At 72.8% G+C, this 21,735-nt stretch carries 18 protein-coding genes; 8 read left to right on the forward strand and 10 right to left on the reverse strand.

The annotated features are described in order from the left end of the window. Positions 1-23: 23 nt before the first annotated feature. The gene (hflX, locus tag V2J52_RS08420) at positions 24-1,523 is read right to left on the reverse strand and encodes a GTPase HflX (protein ID WP_331227247.1); all 1,500 of its coding nucleotides are present in this window, start codon (positions 1,521-1,523) and stop codon (positions 24-26) included. A 95-nt stretch (positions 1,524-1,618) separates the two neighbouring features. Here hflX and V2J52_RS08425 point away from each other — a divergent pair, with 95 nt between their 5' ends. Further along, positions 1,619-2,224 (forward strand): class I SAM-dependent methyltransferase, encoded by a 606-nt coding sequence (locus V2J52_RS08425; protein ID WP_331227248.1) that lies wholly within the window; start codon positions 1,619-1,621, stop codon positions 2,222-2,224. Here the strand turns inward: V2J52_RS08425 and miaA are convergent. Beyond that, positions 2,205-3,116: a tRNA (adenosine(37)-N6)-dimethylallyltransferase MiaA gene (gene miaA, locus V2J52_RS08430; protein ID WP_331227751.1), complete on the reverse strand. Its 912-nt coding sequence runs from the start codon at positions 3,114-3,116 to the stop codon at positions 2,205-2,207. The two genes, V2J52_RS08425 and miaA, sit on opposite strands and share 20 nt — an antisense overlap. 11 nt (positions 3,117-3,127) lie before the next feature. Then, the gene (gene miaB / locus V2J52_RS08435) at positions 3,128-4,684 is read right to left on the reverse strand and encodes a tRNA (N6-isopentenyl adenosine(37)-C2)-methylthiotransferase MiaB (protein ID WP_331227249.1); all 1,557 of its coding nucleotides are present in this window, start codon (positions 4,682-4,684) and stop codon (positions 3,128-3,130) included. A gap of 172 nt (positions 4,685-4,856) precedes the next feature. Between miaB and V2J52_RS08440 the strand changes: the two genes are divergently transcribed. From V2J52_RS08440 to V2J52_RS08455, 4 genes are all read left to right on the forward strand, one after another. After that, the gene (locus tag V2J52_RS08440) at positions 4,857-5,585 is read left to right on the forward strand and encodes an amino acid ABC transporter ATP-binding protein (RefSeq protein ID WP_331227752.1); all 729 of its coding nucleotides are present in this window, start codon (positions 4,857-4,859) and stop codon (positions 5,583-5,585) included. Between the two features lie 50 nt (positions 5,586-5,635). Beyond that, positions 5,636-6,496 carry a glutamate ABC transporter substrate-binding protein gene (locus V2J52_RS08445; RefSeq protein WP_331227250.1) on the forward strand — a complete coding sequence of 287 codons (861 nt, stop codon included), beginning with the start codon at positions 5,636-5,638 and terminating at the stop codon, positions 6,494-6,496. 69 nt (positions 6,497-6,565) lie between these two features. Further along, complete coding sequence (locus V2J52_RS08450; protein WP_331227251.1) at positions 6,566-7,216, forward strand: amino acid ABC transporter permease; 651 nt, start codon at positions 6,566-6,568, stop codon at positions 7,214-7,216. Further along, positions 7,213-8,100 carry an amino acid ABC transporter permease gene (locus V2J52_RS08455; protein WP_331227252.1) on the forward strand — a complete coding sequence of 296 codons (888 nt, stop codon included), beginning with the start codon at positions 7,213-7,215 and terminating at the stop codon, positions 8,098-8,100. The genes V2J52_RS08450 and V2J52_RS08455 overlap by 4 nt, the downstream gene beginning before the upstream one ends. A gap of 1 nt (position 8,101) precedes the next feature. On the opposite strand, the gene V2J52_RS08460 is transcribed toward V2J52_RS08455, so the two are convergent. From V2J52_RS08460 to V2J52_RS08470, 3 genes are all read right to left on the reverse strand, one after another. After that, the gene (locus V2J52_RS08460) at positions 8,102-8,710 is read right to left on the reverse strand and encodes a regulatory protein RecX (protein ID WP_331227253.1); all 609 of its coding nucleotides are present in this window, start codon (positions 8,708-8,710) and stop codon (positions 8,102-8,104) included. Positions 8,711-8,712: 2 nt separating this feature from the next. Further along, positions 8,713-9,774 carry a recombinase RecA gene (gene recA, locus V2J52_RS08465; protein ID WP_331227254.1) on the reverse strand — a complete coding sequence of 354 codons (1,062 nt, stop codon included), beginning with the start codon at positions 9,772-9,774 and terminating at the stop codon, positions 8,713-8,715. Positions 9,775-10,052: 278 nt separating this feature from the next. Continuing rightward, positions 10,053-10,283, reverse strand: a complete 231-nt coding sequence (locus V2J52_RS08470; RefSeq protein WP_331227255.1) for a DUF3046 domain-containing protein — start codon at positions 10,281-10,283, stop codon at positions 10,053-10,055. Between the two features lie 88 nt (positions 10,284-10,371). Here V2J52_RS08470 and V2J52_RS08475 point away from each other — a divergent pair, with 88 nt between their 5' ends. Then, on the forward strand, positions 10,372-15,099 hold the full coding sequence (locus tag V2J52_RS08475) for an Lhr family helicase (RefSeq protein WP_331227256.1): 4,728 nt from the start codon (positions 10,372-10,374) through the stop codon (positions 15,097-15,099). Next, positions 15,086-15,871 (forward strand): Fpg/Nei family DNA glycosylase, encoded by a 786-nt coding sequence (locus V2J52_RS08480; protein WP_331227257.1) that lies wholly within the window; start codon positions 15,086-15,088, stop codon positions 15,869-15,871. Before V2J52_RS08475 ends, V2J52_RS08480 begins: the two co-directional genes overlap by 14 nt. A gap of 102 nt (positions 15,872-15,973) precedes the next feature. Here the strand turns inward: V2J52_RS08480 and V2J52_RS08485 are convergent, their stop codons facing one another. From V2J52_RS08485 to pgsA, 3 genes are all read right to left on the reverse strand, one after another. Continuing rightward, a complete protein-coding gene (locus V2J52_RS08485; protein ID WP_331227258.1) occupies positions 15,974-16,312 on the reverse strand; it encodes a helix-turn-helix domain-containing protein in 339 nt (112 codons plus the stop codon). Between the two features lie 113 nt (positions 16,313-16,425). Beyond that, complete coding sequence (locus V2J52_RS08490; RefSeq protein ID WP_331227259.1) at positions 16,426-16,926, reverse strand: CinA family protein; 501 nt, start codon at positions 16,924-16,926, stop codon at positions 16,426-16,428. 4 nt (positions 16,927-16,930) lie between these two features. Next, the gene (gene pgsA, locus V2J52_RS08495) at positions 16,931-17,527 is read right to left on the reverse strand and encodes a CDP-diacylglycerol--glycerol-3-phosphate 3-phosphatidyltransferase (protein ID WP_331227260.1); all 597 of its coding nucleotides are present in this window, start codon (positions 17,525-17,527) and stop codon (positions 16,931-16,933) included. A gap of 59 nt (positions 17,528-17,586) precedes the next feature. On the opposite strand from pgsA, the gene V2J52_RS08500 reads away from it, so the two are divergent. Continuing rightward, on the forward strand, positions 17,587-18,900 hold the full coding sequence (locus V2J52_RS08500) for a CapA family protein (protein WP_331227261.1): 1,314 nt from the start codon (positions 17,587-17,589) through the stop codon (positions 18,898-18,900). A gap of 195 nt (positions 18,901-19,095) precedes the next feature. On the opposite strand, the gene V2J52_RS08505 is transcribed toward V2J52_RS08500, so the two are convergent. Continuing rightward, the gene (locus V2J52_RS08505; protein ID WP_491062079.1) at positions 19,096-21,597 is read right to left on the reverse strand and encodes a DNA translocase FtsK; all 2,502 of its coding nucleotides are present in this window, start codon (positions 21,595-21,597) and stop codon (positions 19,096-19,098) included. Between the last annotated feature and the right edge of the window lie 138 nt (positions 21,598-21,735).

The raw sequence follows: 21,735 nt of genomic DNA on the forward strand, positions 1-21,735 counted from the left end.
ACGGACCGGGCTCGAACCGGGAGTCAGGCCGGCTGCTGGGCGGCGTGCAGCTCGGCCGCGAGGTCTGCGTCGACGCGCGCGCTCAGCTGGGTGCCGTCCGCGGTGTGCTCCTCGGTGACGATCTCCCCGGTCTGGTGCGCCCGCGAGACGAGGTCGCCGCGCGAGTACGGCACGAGGACGTCAATGAGGACCGACGGCCGCGGCAGCATCTCGGCGACCACCTCCTGCAGCTCCTCGATACCGCTGCCGTCACGGGCAGAGACCGCCACCGCACCGGGGTACCGCGAGCGCAGCACGGCGATCTCCTCGGATGAGGCGAGGTCGGCCTTGTTGAGCACGATGAGCTCGGGGATGTCCTCGGTGCCGGGAATGTCGGCCAGCACGGTGCGCACCGCGGCGACCTGGCCCTGCGGGTCCGGGTGGGCCGCGTCGACGACGTGAAGGATGAGGTCGGCCTGCCCCACCTCCTCGAGGGTGGAGCGGAACGCCTCGACCAGCTCGTGCGGCAGCGACCGGACGAAGCCGACGGTGTCGGTCAGCGTGTAGGCGCGGCCGTCCGGGGTCTCGGCGCGACGGACGGTGGGGTCGAGCGTGGCGAACAGCGAGTTCTCCACGAGCACGCCGGCACCGGTGAGCCGGTTGAGCAGCGAGGACTTGCCGGCGTTGGTGTAGCCGGCGATCGCCACCGCGGGCACCTGCGAGCGGCGCCGCGCGGAGCGCTTGGTCTCCCGCGACGGCGCCATCGCGGCGATCTGGCGGCGCAGCCGCGCCATCCGGGTGCGGATCCGACGTCGGTCCAGCTCGATCTTCGTCTCACCGGGCCCGCGCGAGCCGATCCCGGCGCCAGCGGCCACCCGGCCACCGGCTTGCCGGGACATCGACTCGCCCCAGCCGCGCAGCCGCGGCAGGAGGTACTCGAGCTGAGCGAGCTCGACCTGTGCCTTGCCCTCCCGGGACTTGGCGTGCTGGGCAAAGATGTCGAGGATGAGCGCGGTCCGGTCGACCACCTTCACCTGGACGACGTCCTCGAGGCCCCGGCGCTGGGACGGGGCAAGCTCACTGTCGACGACGACGGTGTCCGCCCCGACCCGCTCGACGATCTCGGCGAGCTCGGCGGCCTTGCCGGAGCCGAGGAAGGTCGCGGGGTCGGGGGTGGAGCGGCGCTGGAGCAGCGCGTCGAGGACGACGGACCCGGCGGTCTCGGCGAGCGCGGCGAGCTCCTGCAGCGACACCTCGGCGATCTCCGCGGTGCCTCCGGACCACAGCCCGACGAGGACGACCCGCTCGAGCCGCAGCTGGCGGTACTCGACCTCGGTGACGTCCTCCAGCTCGGTGGACATGCTGTCCACCCGGCGCAGCGCCGAGCGTTCCTCGCGGTCGAGCTGGTCGCCGTCGAGCTCGGAGCCGTCGTCCTGCCCCACCTGCACCGCAGTGCTGGCTCGGGCAAGAATCCTGGCGACGACGTCGCGGGCCGGGTCCCCGGTGCCAGCCGTCGTGCCGAGCTCGTGGTCGTCTGGTGTCATAACCTGCCTGTCGTTGTTGATCACTCCCCCCAGGATCCCACGGCGGGCCGTGATCGGCGAGTAGATATCCACAGGCTCCGCGGTAGGTTCTCCTGGTGGACGAGCACTACTTCACCGCCCAGCCGGCGACCCCTGCCGAGAAGCGCCAGATCGACGTGACCCTTCGGGGACGCTCGGCCTCGATGACGACGGCGGCCGGGGTCTTCTCCGGCGACCGCCTCGACCCGGGAACCCGGGTGCTGCTCGATGCCGTGCCGGACCCGCCGATCACCGGCACCCTCGTCGACCTCGGCTGCGGCTGGGGACCGGTGACCGTCGCACTGGCGCAGGCGTCACCGGGGGCGCGCGTCGTCGCCGTCGACGTCAACGAGCGTGCCCGGCAGCTGACCGCCGCCAACGCCGAGCGGCTCGGGCTCACCGGGGTGAGCGTCGTCGCCCCCGAGGAAGCGGCGCCCCTGGTGGCCGACGGCATCGACGAGCTGTGGTCCAACCCGCCGATCCGGATCGGCAAGCCCGCGCTCCACGAGCTGCTGCGCACCTGGCTCGGCCGGCTGTCGCCCGACGGCCGCGCCCAGCTGGTGGTGAGCAAGAACCTCGGCGCCGACTCCCTGCAGCGATGGCTGGAGACCGAGCTGGGCATGACGACCGCGCGGATCGCCACCGCCAAGGGCTTCCGGGTGCTCACCGTCCGGCGGGGATGAGCGAGACGACCCGCTCGGCCGTCGCCTCCTCCGGCGCCAGCCAGACGAGGCGCGGGTCGCGCCGGAACCACTTCTCCTGCCGCCGGGCGAGCTGTCTGGTGGCGATGGCGATCACCTCGTGCGCCTCGTCAAGACCCATCCGGCCCTCGACGACGGCGATCGCCTGGGCGTAGCCGACGGCGCGGGAGGCGGTGCGGCCACGCGCCAGGCCGGCGGCCAGCAGCCGCTCGGTCTCCGCCAGCAGTCCGCCGTCGAGCATCGTCCTGGCGCGCGCGGCGATGCGCTTGTCGAGCTGGTCGCGGGGCACGTCGATCGCCACCTGGACGGCTGGCAGGTGGTAGGTGTGGTCGGGCATCGCGGCCGAGTACGGCCGGCCGGTGAGCTCGATGACCTCCAGTGCCCGCACGACGCGGCGCACGTTGGCCGGCAGGATCCGCCCGGCGGCCACCGGGTCGCGCCGGGCGAGCTCGTCGTGGAGCGGCCGCGCGCCGTGCTCCTCGGCCCGCTGCTCGAGGCGAGCCCGGACGTCGGCGTCGGTGCCGGGGAACTCGAGGACGTCGATCGCCGCCCGGATATAGAGGCCGGAGCCGCCGACGAGCAGCGCCCGCCGGCCGCGGGCCATGATCGCGTCGATGTCGGCCCGCGCCTCGACCTGGTAGGCGGCGACGTTGGCCTCGTCAGTGACGTCGAGGACGTCGAGCCGGTGGTGGGCGATGCCGCGCCGCTCGGCGGGCGCCAGCTTGGCGGTGCCGACGTCCATCCCCCGGTAGAGCTGCATCGCGTCGGCGTTGACGACCTCCGCCGCGGCGGGGCCACCGAGCAGCTCGGCGACGTCGAGGGCAAGGTCGGACTTGCCGGTCGCGGTAGGACCGACGACGGCGATGACGGGCAGCGGCACCGCGGTCAGGCCCGTCGCAGCGACGGCATCCCGAGGCTCACCGAGCCGGCCGCGGCCACCCCCGCGCCACCGCCGTGGTCGTGGCCGCCCTCGCGGGCGCGCTGCCAGGCGTCGCCGGCACGGGTGCGGCGCAGCTCGTAGCGCCCGCCCTGCAGCGCGGAGTCCGCCACCAGGTGGTGCGGTGCACCGTGGCTGACGGTCGCGGTGACCATGTCGCCGGGCCGGGGCAGGTCGGCGGCCACCGCCCCCTCCGGTAGCGCGACGTGGACCAGCCGGTTGTCCGCGGCGCGGCCGCTGATCCGCGCCGTCGCGCCGTCCTTGCGGCCCTCGCCGTCGGCGATGAGCACCTCGACGGTGCGACCGACCTGCGCCACGTTCTCCGCGGTACCGATCCGTTCCTGGAGCTTCATCAGCCGGCCGTAGCGCTCGGCGACGACGTCGTCCGGGACCTGGTCGGGCAGGTCGGCGGCCGGCGTGCCGGGACGCGGGGAGTACTTGAAGGTGTAGGCGGTGGCGAACCGGGAAGCCTCGACGACCTCGAGCGTCCGCGTGAAGTCCTCCTCGGTCTCCCCCGGGAAGCCGACGATGATGTCGGTGCTGATCGCGGCGTCGGGCATCGCGGCCCGGACGCGGTCGAGAATGCCGAGGAACTTCGCCGACCGGTAGGAGCGGCGCATCGCGCGCAGCACCCGGTCCGAGCCGGACTGCAGCGGCATGTGCAGCTGCGGCATGACGTTCGGGGTGTGCGCCATCGCCTCGATGACGTCGTCGGTGAAGGCTGCCGGGTGCGGGGAGGTGAAGCGCACCCGTTCCAGGCCGTCGATGTCGCCGGTGGCCCGCAGCAGCTTGGCGAACGCGCCACGGTCGCCGAAGCCGACGCCGTAGGAGTTGACGTTCTGCCCTAGCAGCGTGACCTCGATGGCGCCCTGCGCGACGACGGCCTCGACCTCGGCGAGGACGTCGCCCGGCCGCCGGTCGCGCTCCTTGCCGCGCAGGTGCGGCACGATGCAGAAGGTGCAGGTGTTGTTGCACCCCACCGAGATGGAGACCCAGCCGGCGTAGGCGGACTCCCGCTTGGTCGGCAGCGTGGAGGGGAAGACCTTGAGCGACTCCTCGATCTCCACCTGCGCCTCGGCGTTGTGCCGGGCCCGCTCGAGGAGCGTGGGGAGCACGTCGAGGTTGTGGGTGCCGAAGACGACGTCGACCCACGGCGCCTTGTCGACGATGCCGTCGCGCATCTGCTGGGCCAGGCAGCCGCCGACGGCGATCTGCATGCCGGGGCGGACCCGCTTGACCGACGCCAGCTGCCCGAGGTTGCCGAACAGCCGGCTGGCCGCGTTCTCGCGCACCGAGCAGGTGTTGATGACGATGACGTCGGCCCCCTCGGCGAGCCCGTCGCCGTCGGCCGCAGCGCGCCCGGACGCCGTCGGGTCCTGGGCGACCGGGACGTAGCCGGCGCCCTCGAGCATCCCGGCGAGCCGCTCGGAGTCATGGACGTTCATCTGGCAGCCCATGGTGCGCACGAGGTAGGAGCGCGGGGCGGTGATCGGTGTGTCGGTCATCGTGCGCCAGTCTAGGTCGGCCGTCCGCGCCCCGGGTGCTGGGACCTCGGGATGCTGCTGTGGCCGCATCGTGACCCGGATGTGCGTGACCCGCGCCACATCGGAGGTTAGGTTGTCTCACATGACAGACGCTGTTCCCCTCGACGCGATGCCCGCGCCGTCCACCGAACCGCTGGTGGAGATGCGAGACGTCGACAAGTACTTCGGCCAGCTCCACGTCCTCAAGGGCATCAACCTCACCGTGCACCGCGGCGAGGTCGTCGTGGTCATCGGCCCGTCGGGCTCCGGCAAGTCGACCCTGTGCCGCACGATCAACCGCCTGGAAACCATCGACTCGGGCGAGATCGTCGTCGACGGCACCCCGCTGCCCGCCGAGGGCAAGGCACTCGCCCAGCTGCGGGCCGACGTCGGGATGGTGTTCCAGTCGTTCAACCTCTTCGCCCACAAGACGGTCCTGGACAACGTCACCCTGGGACCGGTGAAGGTCAAGGGCCTGAAGTCGAAGGAGGCCAAGGAGCAGGCCATGGAGCTGCTCGAGCGGGTAGGCGTGGCCAACCAGGCTGCCAAGCTCCCCGCTCAGCTCTCCGGCGGTCAGCAGCAGCGGGTGGCGATTGCCCGGGCGCTGGCGATGCAGCCGAAGGTCATGCTCTTCGACGAGCCCACCTCCGCGCTGGACCCGGAGATGATCAACGAGGTCCTCGACGTCATGACCTCCCTCGCGAGCTCCGGCATGACGATGGTCGTGGTCACCCACGAGATGGGCTTCGCCCGCAAGGCCGGCGACCGCGTCGTGTTCATGGACGAGGGCGAGATCGTCGAGGAGAAGACCCCCGAGGAGTTCTTCACCCACGCAGAGACGGACCGGGCCAAGGACTTCCTCGGCAAGATCCTCACCTACTGACCCGCCTGACCGCTCGACCCGCTGAAGTGTCGCAACCGAAGGAGACAAACATGCGAAAGACCCGGAAGACCATGATCGCCTTGGCAGCAGCAGGAGTTCTGGTGCTGTCGGCCTGCGGTGACGACGACGGCGGCGGCAACGGCGCCGACCCCGCGGACCCTTCGGAGTTCCCGGAAGGCAGCACGATGGCGCGCATCGTCGAGGAGGGCACCATCACCATCGGCACGAAGTTCGACCAGCCGCTGTTCGGACTGCAGGGTCCCGATGGCGTGCCGGTCGGCTTCGACGTGGAGATCGGCCAGCTCATCGCCGACACGCTCGGTGTGGAGGCCGAGTTCGTCGAGGCGCAGTCGGCCCAGCGGGAGACCCTCATCGACAACGGGTCGGTCGACATCGTCGTGGCCACCTACACCATCAACGACACCCGCAAGGAGGTCGTCGACTTCGCCGGCCCGTACTACATCGCCGGCCAGTCGCTCATGGTGCTTCAGGACAACACCGACATCAACGGCCCGGACGACCTCGCCGGCCACACGGTGTGCTCCGCCGACGGGTCGACCCCGGCGCAGAACATCATCGAGAACTACCCCGAGGCCGAGCTGGTCACCTACGGTGCCTACACCGACTGCCTGGACCCGCTCCTCAGCGGACAGGTGGACGCGGTCACCACTGACAACGTGATCCTCGCCGGCTACGTGGACGAGTCCCCGGACGACTTCAAGCTGGTGGGTGACCTCTTCACCGAGGAGCCCTACGGCATCGGACTGGCCAAGGGCGATGACGAGTTCCGCGACTTCATCAACGACGTCATCGAGGACGCTTACGTGAGCGGTGCCTGGGAGGAGGCCTGGAACAACACCGCCGGCGCCGTGCTCGAGGTCCCTGAGCAGCCGGAAATCGACCGGTACTGAGCTGACGAACCTCGGTGGTCCGGGGCCCACCGCCCCGGACCACCGAGTCGCTGATCGGGAGCACTCTCAATGAACGTCGTCCTCGACAACCTGCCGGCCTTCTGGAACGGCTTCCTCACCACCCTGTACCTCGCGGTGGTCGCCGGGGCCATCTCCCTGGTGGTTGGGATGCTGCTGGCCGCCATGCGCGTCTCCCCGCTGTCCACGCTGCGCTGGGTCTCCACCGCGTGGGTCGAGGTGATGCGCAACACGCCGCTGACCCTGCTCTTCATCTTCGTCTCCGGCGTACTGCTGACGATGGACATCCTCATCCCGATCGGCCGCACCCAGGCGATCGTCGCCCTGTCGGTCTACACCTCGGCCTTCGTCTGTGAGGCGGTGCGCTCGGGCATCAACAGCGTGGGTATCGGTCAGGCCGAAGCAGCGCGGGCGATCGGCCTGACCGGTGGGCAGTCGCTCAACCTCATCGTGCTGCCGCAGGCGGTGCGGACCGTCGTGCCGCCGATCATCAACGTGCTCATCGCCATGATCAAGAACACCTCGATCGCCGCCGGCTTCGCCACCGTCGAGCTGGTGTCGACCGCCCGCCGGGTCTCGATATCCAACCCGGGCGAGTCGATCTGGATCTTCGGCGGCATCGCCATCTTCTACCTCCTCATCACCGTGCCCGCGGGCATGCTTGCCAACCGGATCGAACGGAAGGTGGCCTTCGCACGATGAGCACCAGCACCGTCCTGTACGACGCGCCCGGCCCGGTCACCCGGCGCCGGCAGCGACTGCTCTCCGCCCTGGCCGGGCTGATCATCCTCGCCATCTTCGCGTGGGGCATCTACGCGATGTACCAGAACGACATCTTCAACGACCGCTGGCTGGTGCTCATCGACCCGCCCCGCGGCCAGACGGCGAAGAACGTGTGGTGGGACTCCCTCCTCTACGGCGGGCTGATCCAGGGCACACTGCGGGCCGCCGCCCTCGCCATGCCACTGGCCGGGCTGCTCGCCCTCGTCCTGGTCATGGTGCGCACCACGCCGACGAGGATCGTCAGGGTTCCGGCACAAGGTGTCATCGAGATCTTCCGAGGTCTGCCGGTGCTCGTGCTGATGATGTTCGGGTACTTCGTCTTCGGCTTCAGCTCTTTTGCCTCGGTGGTCTTTGGCCTGGTGATCTACAACGCCGCCATCGTCGCCGAGATCCTCCGCGCCGGCCTCGCCTCACTGGCGAAGGGGCAGGGCGAGGCAGGTCAGGCGATCGGGCTGTCGTGGTTCCAGAACTTCTTCATCATCATGCTGCCGCAGGCGATCCGGGTGATGTTGCCGAGCCTCATCGCGCAGCTGGTGGTGCTGCTCAAGGACACCTCGATCGGCTTCATCATCGCCTACTCCGAGCTGCTGCGGGCCTTCCAGCTCAACTACAACTTCTTCGGTAACGAGAGCCGGCTCCCGCTGTTCCTCGCCACGCTGGCGATCTACCTGACATTGAACTTCACGCTGACCCGGGTGGCGATCTTCGTCGAGAGACGGCTGCGGCAGCGCGGCCAGAAGGCCGACCTCCCCGGCCCACTGACGGGCGCCTCGCACCCGTTCACCACGGGGTCGAGCGTGTGACTCAGACGCCGTCGTGCATCGGCTCGCCGTCGTCGGCGACATCCTCGCCGTCGGCCGCTAGCGCCTCGTCGACGGCGCGCATCGCCACCCCTGCGGGGTAGCCCTTGCGGGCGAGCATCCCGCCGAGCCGCCGACGGCGCTTGTCGCGGTCCAGGCCGCGGCTGGAGCGCACCCGGCGCATCGCGAGATCACGGGCGGCGGCCAGCTCGGCGTCGTCGTCGACCTGCTCCAGCGCCTGCTCGGCGACCTCTCCGTCGATGCCCTTGCGGCGCAGCTCCTGCGCCAGCGCCCGGCGTGCCAGCCCACGCTCGCGGTGACGGGTGCGTACCAGCATCTCGGCGTACGCGGCGTCGTCGAGCAGCTGGACCTCCTCGAAGCGGTCGAGGAGCGGCTGGACGATGTCGTCGGGCACGTCGCGGTCAGCGAGCTTGGCCGCCAGCTCCCCGCGGCTGCGCGGTGCGGCGGCGAGCAGCCGCAGCGCGATGGTCCGTGCCGCCTCCTCGGTCGGCGGCTCGGCGTCTGGCGTCCGCCCGCCGTCTGCCGGTTGCTCGCGGCGGCGGCGTTGACCGAAGTTGCCCCCGCCGCCGCGAGCGGACCCGCCGGTCGTCATGCTCAGAACTCGACCTCGGGCTCGGCTGCCTTGGCGGCCTCCGCCGCGGCCTTGGCCTTGGCAGCAGGGCTGATGCCGAGCTTGTCGAGGATCTTCGTCTCGATCTCGAGAGCCAGCTCGGGGTTGTCCTTGAGGAAGCTGCGCGAGTTCTCCTTGCCCTGGCCCAGCTGGTCGCCCTCGTAGGTGTACCAGGCGCCGGACTTGCGCACGATGCCGTTCTCCACGCCGAGGTCGATGAGACCGCCCTCGCGCGAGATGCCCTGGCCGTAGACGATGTCGAACTCGGCCTGCTTGAAGGGCGGGGCCATCTTGTTCTTGACGATCTTGGCCCGGGTGCGGTTCCCGACCGGCACCGTGCCCTCCTTGAGGGTCTCGATGCGGCGGACGTCGATCCGCACCGAGGCGTAGAACTTCAGCGCCTTGCCACCGGTGGTGGTCTCCGGGGAGCCGAAGAAGACACCGATCTTCTCGCGCAGCTGGTTGATGAAGATCGCGGTGGTGCCCGAGGCGGACAGCGCGCCAGTGATCTTGCGCAGCGCCTGGGACATCAGCCGGGCCTGGAGGCCGACGTGGGAGTCGCCCATCTCGCCCTCGATCTCGGCCTTGGGCACGAGCGCCGCGACCGAGTCGATGACGACGATGTCGATCGCGCCGGAGCGGATCAGCATGTCCATGATCTCCAGCGCCTGCTCACCGGTGTCCGGCTGGGAGACGAGGAGCGCGTCGGTGTCGACGCCGAGCCGCTTGGCGTACTCCGGGTCCAGCGCGTGCTCCGCGTCGATGAAGGCGGCGATGCCGCCGCCCTTCTGCGCGTTGGCAACGGCGTGGAGCGCGACGGTGGTCTTTCCCGAGGACTCCGGGCCGTAGATCTCCACGACGCGGCCGCGGGGCAGGCCACCGATGCCGAGGGCGACGTCCAGCGCGACCGAGCCCGTCGGGATGGTGGCGACCGGCGGGCGGGTGTCATCGCCCAGGCGCATGATCGACCCCTTGCCGAACTGCCGGTCGATCTGGCTCAGCGCCGCCTCGAGTGCCTTGCTGCGGTCTGCTACTGGTGCAGCCATCTGCGTTCTCCTTGGTGCTTGGCGGCCGCCGCGCTGCGCGACGTGCCGGTCGTGTGTAGGGCTGGTCTGTCAGGGCCCGCCCTCGCCGAGCGGCTACCTGTGGGGAGGCTATGTCCGACCACCGACATCCGGTCCAGGTGCCCCACGGGCTGTGGGGATCCGGGCACCGTCCTGCCCCTGTGCAGAAGCCTAGCCCGAACGGCTGTTCGAATGGAGTGGCGACACGCGAGGCAGTTTTGTCGCCGTCGCCGGAACGGGCGGGCCGCCGCCACGAGCGGTCAGCGGCGCTTGGGGTCCAGCGTGCCGCGGTGGCGCCAGCGCACCCGCTCGTCGAGCTCCATCTCCCGGCACACCGCGTCCCAGACCTCCTGCGGCGCCACGCCGTCGGCGAGCGCCTGCTCCGCGGTCCGGTTGCCCAGCGGCAGCAGCACGAGCTCGGTGGACAGCGTCCGGCCGTAGGCGGCGCCGAACGTCTCGTCCAGGGCGCGCCGGAACTCCGAGTACTTCACCGCACCAGGGTGCCACGTCGCGCACCCCACCTGTACCACCCCGCCCAGCAGCCGCGCCGGTGTCGGTGGCTGCCCCCACAATGGGGCGATGACCGAGGACCGTGCCACGCCGGTGGACTTCTCCGCGCCCACCCGCGCCTGGTTCAGCGGTGCCTTCGCCGCCCCCACCCCCGCCCAGCTGGGTGCCTGGGAGGCGATCGGGGCCGGGGACCACGCGCTCGTCGTCGCGCCGACCGGCTCCGGCAAGACCCTGTCGGCCTTCCTGTGGGCCGTCGACCGGCTCCTCACCAGCCCCGAGCCGGCGCGCGAGCAGCGCGCCCGGGTCATCTACGTCTCGCCGCTCAAGGCGCTGGCGGCCGACATCGAGCGCAACCTGCGGTCGCCGCTGGTGGGGATCCGCCGGGCCGCCGAGGCCACCGGCACCGTGCTGCGCGACGTCACCGTCGGGGTGCGCACCGGGGACACCCCGGCGGCCGAGCGCCGGTCGCTGGCCACCCGGCCGCCGGACATCCTCATCACCACCCCCGAGTCGCTCTACCTCGTCCTCACCTCGGCGGCCCGCGAGGGCCTGCGCGGCGTGGAGACGGTCATCGTCGACGAGGTCCACGCCGTCGCCGGCACCAAGCGCGGCGCCCACCTCGCGGTCACTCTCGAGCGCCTCGACGCCATGCTGGCCAGACCGGTGCAGCGGATCGGGCTGTCGGCGACCGTCCGGCCGGTCGACGCCGTCGCCCGGTTCCTCGCCGGCGCCCGCACCCCGGCGGACGGCGGCCGGCCGGTGCGCGTGGTCCGGCCGGCGACGGTCAAGGAGCTGCAGATCGACGTCGTCGTCCCGGTGCCCGACCTCACCGAGCTGCCCGAGCCCGCGGCGCAGCCCGGCGCCGACGCCGGCCCGGACCTCTCCGGCTCGGCCGCCGGCGCCCTGCCCGGCTCCCAGCGCGCCTCGATCTGGCCGCACGTGGAGGAGCGGCTGGTCGACCTCATCACCGCCCACCGGTCCACCATCGTGTTCGCCAACTCACGCCGCGGGGCGGAGCGGCTGGCGGCGCGGGTGAACGAGGTGTGGGCGCAGCGGCAGGCCGGCACCGACGGCGCCTCCCGCCCTGATCCTGGCGCCTCCTGGGCGGCGCAGGTCCCCGGGCAGTCCGGTACGGCGCTGCCTGCCTCGGACCACGGCGAGATCGCCCGGGCCCACCACGGGTCGATGAGCCGCGAGGAGCGCACCGCGATCGAGACCGAGCTGAAGTCCGGTCGGCTGCCGGCCGTCGTCGCCACCTCCACCCTGGAGCTGGGGATCGACATGGGCGCGGTGGACCTCGTGGTCCAGGTCGGCGCCCCGCCGTCGGTGGCCTCGGCCCTGCAGCGCATCGGCCGCGCCGGGCACCAGGTCGGCGCGCTGTCGCGCGGGGTGGTGCTGCCCACCCACCGCGGGGACCTCCTCGCCGCCTCGGTCGCCTCGATCCGCGCCCAGGACGGCGCCATCGAGGAGCTGCGGGGCGTGGCCAACCCCCTGGACGTCCTCGCCCAGCAGGTGGTGGCGATGCTCGCCGTCGACGACTGGTCGGTCGCCGAGCTCGCCGAGCTCGTGCGCCGCAGCGCACCGTTCGAGACCCTCGGGGACGCCTCGCTGCACGCGGTGCTCGACATGCTCGCCGGCCGCTACCCGAGCGAGGACTTCGCCGAGCTGCGGCCACGTGTCGTGTGGGACCGCTCCGCCGGCACCCTCACCGCCCGGCCTGGCGCGCTGCGGCTGGCCACCACCAGCGGCGGTACCATCCCCGACCGCGGCCTCTACGGCGTGTTCCTCGCCGCCGGCGGCGAGGGTGGCGGCGACGGCGCGGGTGCGGTCACCGCGGCCGGTCGCGGCGGGCGGCGGGTCGGGGAGCTCGACGAGGAGATGGTCTTCGAGTCACGGGTGGGCGACACCTTCACCCTCGGCTCGAGTACCTGGCGGATCGAGGACATCACGCCCGACCGGGTGCTCGTCTCCCCCGCCGCCGGGCAGCCCGGCCGGCTGCCGTTCTGGAAGGGCGACTCGCCGGGCCGGCCGGCCGAGCTCGGCCGGGCGCTCGGCGCCTTCGTCCGTACCACCGCCGCGCTGCCGGCCGCCCTCGCCCACGAGCAGCTCGCCGCGCACGGGCTGGACGAGTGGTCGCGCGACAACCTCCTCGGCTACCTCACCGAGCAGCGGGAGCACGCCCAGCTGAGCGACGACCGCACCATCGTGCTCGAGCGGTTCCGCGACGAGATCGGTGACTGGCGCCTCGTCATCCACTCCCCGTTCGGTGCCCGGGTGCACACGCCGTGGGCGCTGGTGCTCGCGGCGCGGCTGCGTGAGCGCCTCGGCATGGACGTCGCGGCGATGCCCGCCGACGACGGCATCGTGCTGCGGCTGCCCGACGTCGGCGGCGAGAGCGGCGAGCTGCCGATCGGCGCCGAGGACCTCCTGCTCGAGCCGAGCGAGGTCACCGGCCTGGTGGTCGAGGCGCTGACCGGCTCGGCCCACTTCGCCTCGCGGTTCCGGGAGGCCGCCGCACGGGCGCTGCTGCTGCCCCGGCGTCGGCCCGACCGCCGCCAGCCGCTGTGGCAGCAGCGCCACCGCGCCGCCCAGCTGCTCGGCGTCGCTGCCGACCATCCCGACTTCCCGATCGTCCTCGAGGCGGTGCGCGAGTGCCTGCAGGACGACTTCGACACCCCCGCGCTCACCGAGCTCATGGCACAGGTCGTGCGCCGCGAGGTCCGGGTGCTGGAGCTGGCCACCCCCACGCCGTCACCGTTCGCGCGCACCCTGCTGCTCGGGTACGTCGGCCAGTTCCTCTACGACGGTGACGCGCCCGTGGCCGAGCGCCAGGCTGCCGCGCTGGCACTGGACCCCCGGCTGCTCGCCGAGCTCATCGGGCCCGGCGCGGCGGAGCTGGCCGAGCTGCTCGACCCGCTCGCGCTGGCGGAGGTCGAGGCCGAGGTCTCGCTGCGCAAGTACCCGGCCGGCGATGTCGAGGCGCTGGCGGACCTGGTCCGACGGCTCGGCCCGGCGACGACGGCAGAGCTCGCCGGTCGCTGCGAACCCGCCGAGCGGGCCGACGAGTGGCTCGCCGAGCTCACCGGGAGCCGGCGGGTCATCCGGGTGACGGTCGCCGGCGAGGACCGGTGGGCGGTCGTCGAGGACGCCGCGCGGCTGCGTGACGCGCTCGGGGTGGCACTGCCGGTCGGGCTGCCGGAGGACGTCCTCGAGTCCGTCGCCGACCCGCTCGGCGACCTCGTCCGCCGCTACGCCCGCAGCCACGGGCCGTTCCCGGTCGCCGACCTCGCCGGCCACCTCGGGCTCGGCACGGCGGCGCTCGACCCGGTGCTGCGCCGGCTCACCGCCGCCGGCACGCTGGTCAGCGGCCGGCTGCGGCCCGGCAGCGAGGGTGAGCAGTACTGCGACGCCGACGTCCTGCGACGGGTTCGACGCCGTAGCCTCGCGGTGCTCCGCTCCGAGGTCGAGGCGGTGCCGGCGGCGGTGCTCGGCGCGTTCCTGCCCCGCTGGCAGCAGGTCGGTGCCGGCGCCACCGGGCCGGGTGCCCTCGCCTCGGTGATCGACCAGCTCGCCGGGGCCCGGGTGCCTGCCTCCGCTCTCGAGCCGCTCGTGCTGCCGGCTCGGGTGCCGGACTACCGCCCGGTCCAGCTCGACGAGCTCACCGTCGCCGGGGAGGTGGTGTGGTGCGGTGCCGGTGCGCTCCCTGGCGTCGACGGCTACCTCGCCGTCGTCCCGGCAGACTCCCCCGAGCTGCTGCCCGAGCCCCAGGAGCTGCCCGACGGGCCGCTGCCCCGCGCCGTCGTCGAGTCGCTGGCCGGCGGCGCCTACTTCTTCCGCGACCTCCTCGTCGCCTGCCGCCAGCACTCGGAGCAGACCGCGCAGGTCACCGGGACCGAGCTGGTCGAGACGCTGTGGGAGCTGGTGTGGGGCGGGCACGTCACCAACGACACGCTGGCACCGGTGCGCGCCCGGCTCGCCGGCGGCAGGCCCGCGCACGCGGCACCACGCCGTGGCCCGCGAGCCCACGGCGCCCTCTCGCGGCGTCGCTCGCTCGTCGCGTCGGCCGGTGCCCGGCCCGACGGCCCGCTGCCGCCGGCCGCCGCCGGCCGGTGGTCCCTCGTCCCCCGCGGCGCAGCCGAGGGGTCCTCCCACACGGCGCTCGGCAGGGTGGCGGCCCTCATCGAGCGGCACGGCGTGCTCACCCGTGGCGCCGCCGGCCTGGAGGACGTGCCCGGCGGCTTCGCCACCGCCTACCCGGTGCTCACCCGCCTGGAGGACGCCGGCCGGGTACGCCGCGGGTACCTCGTCGAGGGGCTCGGCGCCGCCCAGTTCGCGCTGCCCGAGGTGGTGGACCTGCTGCGAGACACCGCCCGTCGCAACGACGCCGCACCGCTGCTGCTCGCGGCGACCGACCCGGCCAACGCCTACGGCGCGGCGCTGCCCTGGCCCGAGCCCACCGCCGAGGGGGCCCGGCCGCGGCGGGCGGCGGGCGCCGTCGTCGTGCTCGTGGGCGGCGAGCTGGTGCTGTACGTCGAGCGCGGCGGCCGCACCCTGCTGTCCTTCACCGCGGACCCCGAGCCGTTGGCCGCCGCCGCCGGCGCGCTCGCAGATGTCGCGGCGAGCGGTCGGCTGGGCCGCATCACGCTGCAGCGGGTGGACGGCGAGCCGGCGCTCGGGGCCACCGGGCCGGTGCGGCAGTCGCTGGAGGCCGCCGGGTTCTTCGCCACCCCCCGGGGTCTGCGGCTGCGCGAGAACCGGTCGCTGCCCGAGGCCAGGAGCGCCGGTGCCCGAGGGTGACATCGTGCTGCGGGTGGCCCGGCGGCTGGACGCCGCGCTCGCCGGCGAGACGCTCGTGCGCGGCGAGCTGCGCTGGGGCGGGCTCGGCGGCATCGACCTCGCCGGCGCCGTCGTCCTCGCCAACGTCCCGGTCGGCAAGCACCTGCTCACCCGGCTGGACGACGGCCGCACCGTGCACACCCACCTGCGGATGGAGGGCAGCTGGTGGATCACCCGGGCCGGCCAGGAGCGCGGCGCCGACCGCTCCCACCGCGTCCGCGCGGTGCTCGGCACCGCCCGCTGGACGTGCCTGGGCCGCCAGCTCGGCATGGTCGACCTCCTGCGCACGAGGGACGAGCACCGGGTGGTCGGGCACCTCGGCCCGGACCTGCTGGCCGACGGCGTCGACCTCGCCGACTGCGGCCGTCGGGTGCAGGCGGCCGGAGACCGGGCCGTCGGCGCTGTCCTGCTCGACCAGACCGTCGTGTGCGGCATCGGCACCATCTACCTCGCCGAGTCGCTGTGGGCGCACCGGATCCACCCGCTGCGCCCGGCCCGGGACGTCACCACCGCCGCCGAGGTGTGCGCCACCGCCCGCAAGCTCATGCTCCGCTCGGCCGCGGCGACGCTGCCGACGGCCACCGGGGAGAACGGCCACGGCCGCACCTCCCACGTCCACGGCCGCGGGCGGCTGCCCTGCCGCCGCTGCGGCACGCCGATCCGGGTGGTGGAGGTCGGGCCGCCGGACAAGCGCCGGCCGGCGTACTTCTGCCCGGCGTGCCAGCCCGACTGAGCCGCCCGGACTGAGCCGGCCCGGACACAGCGGCGGTGCGGCCCAGGACGCACAAGAGCCCCGACCGTTCCCGGTCGGGGCTCAGGTGGACAGCTGGTGGGTCTAGGCGACGCCGACGAGCTCGCGCCGCATCGAGACGGCCAGCTCCTCCGGCACGGTGTCGGGGACGTGGACGCCCTCGGCGACCGCGATCCGGTCGCTCACCTGACGCAGGATGAAGGACAACGGGACGTCGAGCGCGCCGCAGATCGCGGCGAGCAGCTCGGAGGATGCCTCCTTCTGACCGCGTTCGACCTCGCTGAGGTAGCCGAGCGAGACCCGGGCGGCGGAGGAGACCTCACGCAGGGTACGACCCTGGTGCTGGCGGACGGAACGAAGGACGTCACCGATCTCTCGTCGCAGGACGATCACCGGGACCACCTCCTCATGCGTCACAGTCATGGCGCTACCGTACCCCGGTCGGGGGGTGCTGCGCCGGTTGTCCCGGCCGGCAGGGCGACTCGACGCCCGCCCCGGGCGGAGGCCGAGGTTCTTGTTCGTGTTCATTACCTGTCTCAACTCCGACCGGCCGGAGAATGTTCCCGGTCGATCAGCAGGCCGAGGAGGAGCGCCAGGGCCGAGTCGACGGTGGCCCGGCGGACCAGGGCACGGGTACCGGCGAGCTGCAGCCGGCGCACCGCCACGCGGTCATCGAGGCACGCCGCGACGAACACGGTGCCCGCCTCGTGGCCGTCGGCTTGCCCCGGGCCCGCCACCCCTGTCGTCGCCACGGCGCAGTCGGCCGCCATCACCCCGGCCGCGCTGCGCGCGAGCTGGCGGGCGACCTCAGCCTGGACGGGGCCACCGGCGGCCAGCAACGACCCGTCGACGCCGAGCACACCGGCCTTGACCTCGGTGGCATAGGCGACGACCCCGCCACGGACGACGGCCGAAGCCCCGGGCACCGCGGTCAGCGCCGCCGTGACGAGACCACCGGTGAGCGACTCGGCGGTCGCCACGGTGAGCCCGCCGGCGGTCAGCCGAGCGACGACGGCGGCGGCAACGGGGGCGGTCACGGGCTCAGGCCGACGCGCGGTCCGCGGGCCCCTCGGAGAACCGGGCGGCGCGGACGATGTAGTCGAGCCCGGTGAGCACGGTGACGGCCACCGCGATGATCATGATCCACCAGGTGATGGTGAGGATGACGTCCGCGACGCCGCCAGGCAGCAGCGCGGCCCACGGGACGAGGTAGGAGATGATGAAGGCCAGCTGCAGCACGGTCTTGAGCTTGCCGCCGCTGGACGCCGCGATGACCGACCGCCGGATCATCACGAAGCGCAGCACGGTGATACCCAGCTCGCGCACGATGATCACCACCGTCACCCACCACGGCACCAGCCCGTCGAGGGACAGCAGCACGAGGGCGCTGATGACCAGCGCTTTGTCGGCGATGGGGTCGGCGATCTTGCCGAAGTTGGTCACCAGGCCGCGGCTGCGGGCGATCTGGCCGTCGAGCCGGTCGGTGATCGCGGCGATGATGAAGACGGCGGTCGCGATGATCCGCGACGCGGTGGAGTCGCCCAGGAAGAAGACCACGAACACCGGCACGAGGAGAACCCGCACCATGGTGAGGATGTTGGCCAGGTTCCAGAGGGGCACCGGGGCGACAGTCGACATGAGCCCAGGGTACGGCCCGCCGTCCGGTCGAGGCGCCACCGGGCGGTAACCTCCCAGCCATGGCTCGTCATGCCCTTCCTCGGCGGCCGGTGCCGGCCGCCGCCCTGCTGCTCGTCGCCGCCGTCGTCGTCCTGGTGGCGGTGGCCGCGCTGTGGCGCCCGTGGGAGCCGGCGCCCGGCGCGCAGGCTCCGACGCCGGTCGCGACGACGTCGCCGGCCGCGGAGGAGACCCCCAGCACCGAACCGACGCCGGAGCCGGAGCCGTTGCCGGATGCGACGTTCACGATCATCGCCGGCGGGGACGTCCTGCCACACACCACCGTCATCAACACCGCCGCCACGGACGCCGGCGGGGACGGCTACGACTTCGAGCCCATGATGGCGGCCACCGCCGACTTCACCCGGGGCGCGGACCTCGCGCTGTGCAACTTCGAGGTGCCGCTCGCCCCGTCGGGGACCGCTCCCAGCGGCTACCCGATGTTCGGTGCCCCCACCGAGCTGGCGGGCGACCTCGTCCGGCTCGGCTGGGACGGCTGCTCCACCGGCACCAACCACACCCTCGACCGTGGCATGGACGGGCTGGTGCACACGCTGGACACGATGGACGAGGTGGGCCTGGGGCACGTCGGCAGCGCCCGCAGCCAGGCCGAGGCGGACAGCGCGCAGTGGTACGAGCTCGAGCGGGAGGGGCAGACCATCCGGGTCGCCCAGCTCGGCGCAACGTACGGCACCAACGGCATCCCGATCCCGGCCGACAGCCCGTGGGCGGTCGACCTCATCGACCCCGACCGCCTCGTTGAGATGGCCGCCGAGGCCCGGGAAGACGGCGCCGACCTCGTCGTCGCGAGCGTCCACTGCTGCAGCGAGTACAGCGGCACCCCGCACCCCGACCAGGTCGCGCTCGCCGAGACGCTCGCCGAGTCCGGCGAGGTCGACCTCATCATCGGTCACCACGCCCACGTCCCCCAGCCGATCGAGAAGCTCCCCGGCGGGCCGCACGGCGACGGTATGTGGGTGGCCTACGGCCTCGGCAACTTCATCTCCAACCAGGACGAGCGGTGCTGCGTGCCGCAGACCGCCACCGGCCTCCTCGCGCTGGCGACCGTCGTCAAGCCCGACGGCGAGCCGGCCCGGGTCGAGTCGATGGAGTGGACGGCGGTGACCGTCGACCGGGTCGGCGACCAGCGGCTCCACGTGCTGTCCGACCTCGTCGCCGGCGACCGCCCCGACGGCCTCACCCTCAGCGATACCCAGATCTCCAGCCGCTACGAGCAGGTGCTCGAGGTCGTCGGCGAGGACGCCACCGAGCGCACCCAACCGCCCGAGCCCACCGGCCCCGAGCCGACCGTCATCCCCCGTTCCCCCACCAGCTGACAGCTGCGCCGAAATACCCGATCTCGGCGCAGCAGAGCGCCGGAACATCCGGTCTCGGCATGAGATATCCGGTCTCGACGCCAGGGTCCGCCAGCGGACCCTGGCGTTCCATGGTGGTCCTGGGGTCGCCTGACCGCTGCGCCCCGGGTCTCACGCATTCGCCGAGATACCCGATCTCGGCGAAAGAGGGAGGGCTCAGCGGGGGGTGAGGTTCCAGGCGTCGTCGTCGCTGGCCTCGTCGTCGTCGTAGTAGTCGACGGCCTCGGTGATCGTGGGATCGTGCTGGGGCAGCACGGTGGTGGCCGGCGCACCGCCGTCGGGCTCGTCGTCGGTCTCGACGTCGTAGGGCTCGTCGTCGCCGGCCGGCGGCGGGTCCTCCCCGCGGAGCATCGCGAGAGTGCCCGGCAGGTCGTCCGGCTGGACGAGGACGTCGCGGGCCTTGGAGCCCTCGGAGGGGCCGACGATCTCGCGGGACTCGAGCAGGTCCATCAGCCGGCCGGCCTTGGCGAAGCCGACCCGCAGCTTGCGCTGCAGCATGGAGGTGGAGCCGAACTGGGTGGTGACGACGAGCTCAGCGGCCTGCAGCAGCAGGTCGAGGTCATCACCGATGTCCTCGTCGACCTGCTTCTTCTTCACCGTGGGGACGACGTCCTCCCGGTAGGTCGGCGTCAGCTGGGCCTTGACGTGCTCGACGACGGCGTGGATCTCGGACTCGGTCACCCACGCGCCCTGGACGCGCATCGACTTCGGCGCGCCCATCGGGAGGAACAGCGCGTCACCCTGCCCGATGAGCTTCTCGGCGCCGGGCTGGTCGAGCACCACGCGGGAGTCGGTGAGCGAGGACGTCGCGAACGCCAGCCGGGAGGGCACATTGGCCTTGATGAGGCCGGTGACGACGTCGACGCTGGGTCGCTGGGTGGCGAGCACGAGGTGGATGCCGGCGGCCCGCGCGAGCTGGGTGATGCGCTGCACCGAGGCCTCGACGTCGCGCGGGGCGACCATCATGAGGTCGGCGAGCTCGTCGACGACCACCAGCAGGTAGGGGTAGGTGGTGATCTTCCGCTCGCTGCCGGGCAGCGGCTTGACCTTTCCGGAGCGCACCCCGGCGTTGAAGTCGTCGATGTGCTTGTAGCCGTACGCGGCGAGGTCGTCGTAGCGGGCGTCCATCTCCCGCACCACCCACTCCAGGGCCTCGGCGGCCTTCTTCGGGTTGGTGATGATCGGGGTGATGAGGTGCGGGATGCCCTCGTAGATCGTCAGCTCGACCCGCTTGGGGTCGACGAGCACCATCCGCACCTCCTCCGGGGTGGCGCGCATCATGATCGAGGTGATCATCGAGTTGACGAAGCTCGACTTCCCCGCGCCGGTGGCGCCGGCCACCAGCAGGTGGGGCATCTTGGCGAGGTTGGCGACGACGTAGCCGCCCTCGACGTCCTTGCCGACGCCGATCATCAGCGGGTGCTCGACGCGCCGCGCGGCCGCCGAGCGCAGGACGTCGCCCAGGGCGACGGTCTCCCGGTCGGCGTTGGGGATCTCGATGCCGATCGCGGACTTGCCGGGGATCGGGGACAGGATCCGCACGTCGGCGCTGGCGACGGCGTAGGCGATGTTCTTGCTCAGCGCGGTGACCCGCTCGACCTTCGTCCCCGAGCCCAGCTCGACCTCGTAGCGGGTGACCGTCGGGCCGCGGGAGAACCCGGTGACCTTCGCGTTGATGTCGAACTGCTCGAGGACGTTGGACAGCGACTCGACGACGCGATCGTTGGCCGCGGAGCGGACCTTGTGCGGCGCTCCCTGGACGAGGACGTCGTCGGTCGGCAGCGTGTAGACGATGTCGGGCGCCAGCTCGAGCTGCTCGGCGCGTGCCGGCAGCGGCTGGGTCGGCGGCGCGTGCAGCTCGCTGGGCTCGGGCTCGGGCGCGGCGTCGGCAGTCGCGGCGGTCGCGACTGCCGCGGCGGCGGCGGGTGTGGTGCGGGCCTTGGCGGCCTTGGCCTTGCCGCGGCTGCCGGGCAGCACCGTGGTGCCCTCCTCGGCGGCGGCGACCTCGGCGGCCCGGGCGAACGCCTCGTCGGCGTGGTAGCCGGGCAGCGGCTCGGTGTCCGCCTTCTTGCTGCGGCGCCGTGGCTTGGCGGGGCGGTCCGGGTCCTGGGCGACGTCGTCGTGCTGGTCGTCGTCCTCGTAGGCCCGCTGCCCGAGCGAGGCCAGGCGTCGCGGGATCGAGGCGACCGGCGTCGCGGTGATGATGAGCACGGCGAAGAAGCCGAGGATGACGAGCACCGGGATACTCACCCACGGGCTGAGGAGCGTGGTCAGCGGGGTGCCGATGAGCCAGCCCACGAGGCCGCCGGCGGCTTGCACCCCGGCGAAGTCCTCGGTGGGGCTGGGGACGCCGCGGGCGACGTGGATGGTCCCGGTGACCGCGACGACGGCGACCGCGATCCCGATCGTCACCCGGCCGTTGGCCTCGTTGCGCTCGGGGTGCAGCATGAGGCGGACCGCGGTGAGGACGAGCACGAGCGGCAGCAGCACGCCGAGCACACCGATGCTCCCGGCGGCGACGGCGTGGATGACGTTCCCGGCACTGCCGGACAGGCCGAACCACTCGCGCGCGGCGACGATGACGGCGAGCGCCATCAGCAGCAGCGCGACGCCGTCCTTGCGCAGTGCCGGGTCCAGCCCGCGCGCTCCGTGTCCCATCCGCCGCAGCGTCCCTCCGATGACGTGGGCGAACCCGAGCCAGACGCCGCGCACGAACCGGACCGGCCACGGGGGCCGGGGCGGCGGTGGGGCAGGGCTCTTCCGACCTCCGGTGCGGGCCGCCGAGCTCGGACTCGG

Source organism: Georgenia sunbinii, from assembly GCF_036421875.1.
Classification (GTDB): Bacteria; Actinomycetota; Actinomycetes; order Actinomycetales; family Actinomycetaceae; genus Georgenia_B; species Georgenia_B sunbinii.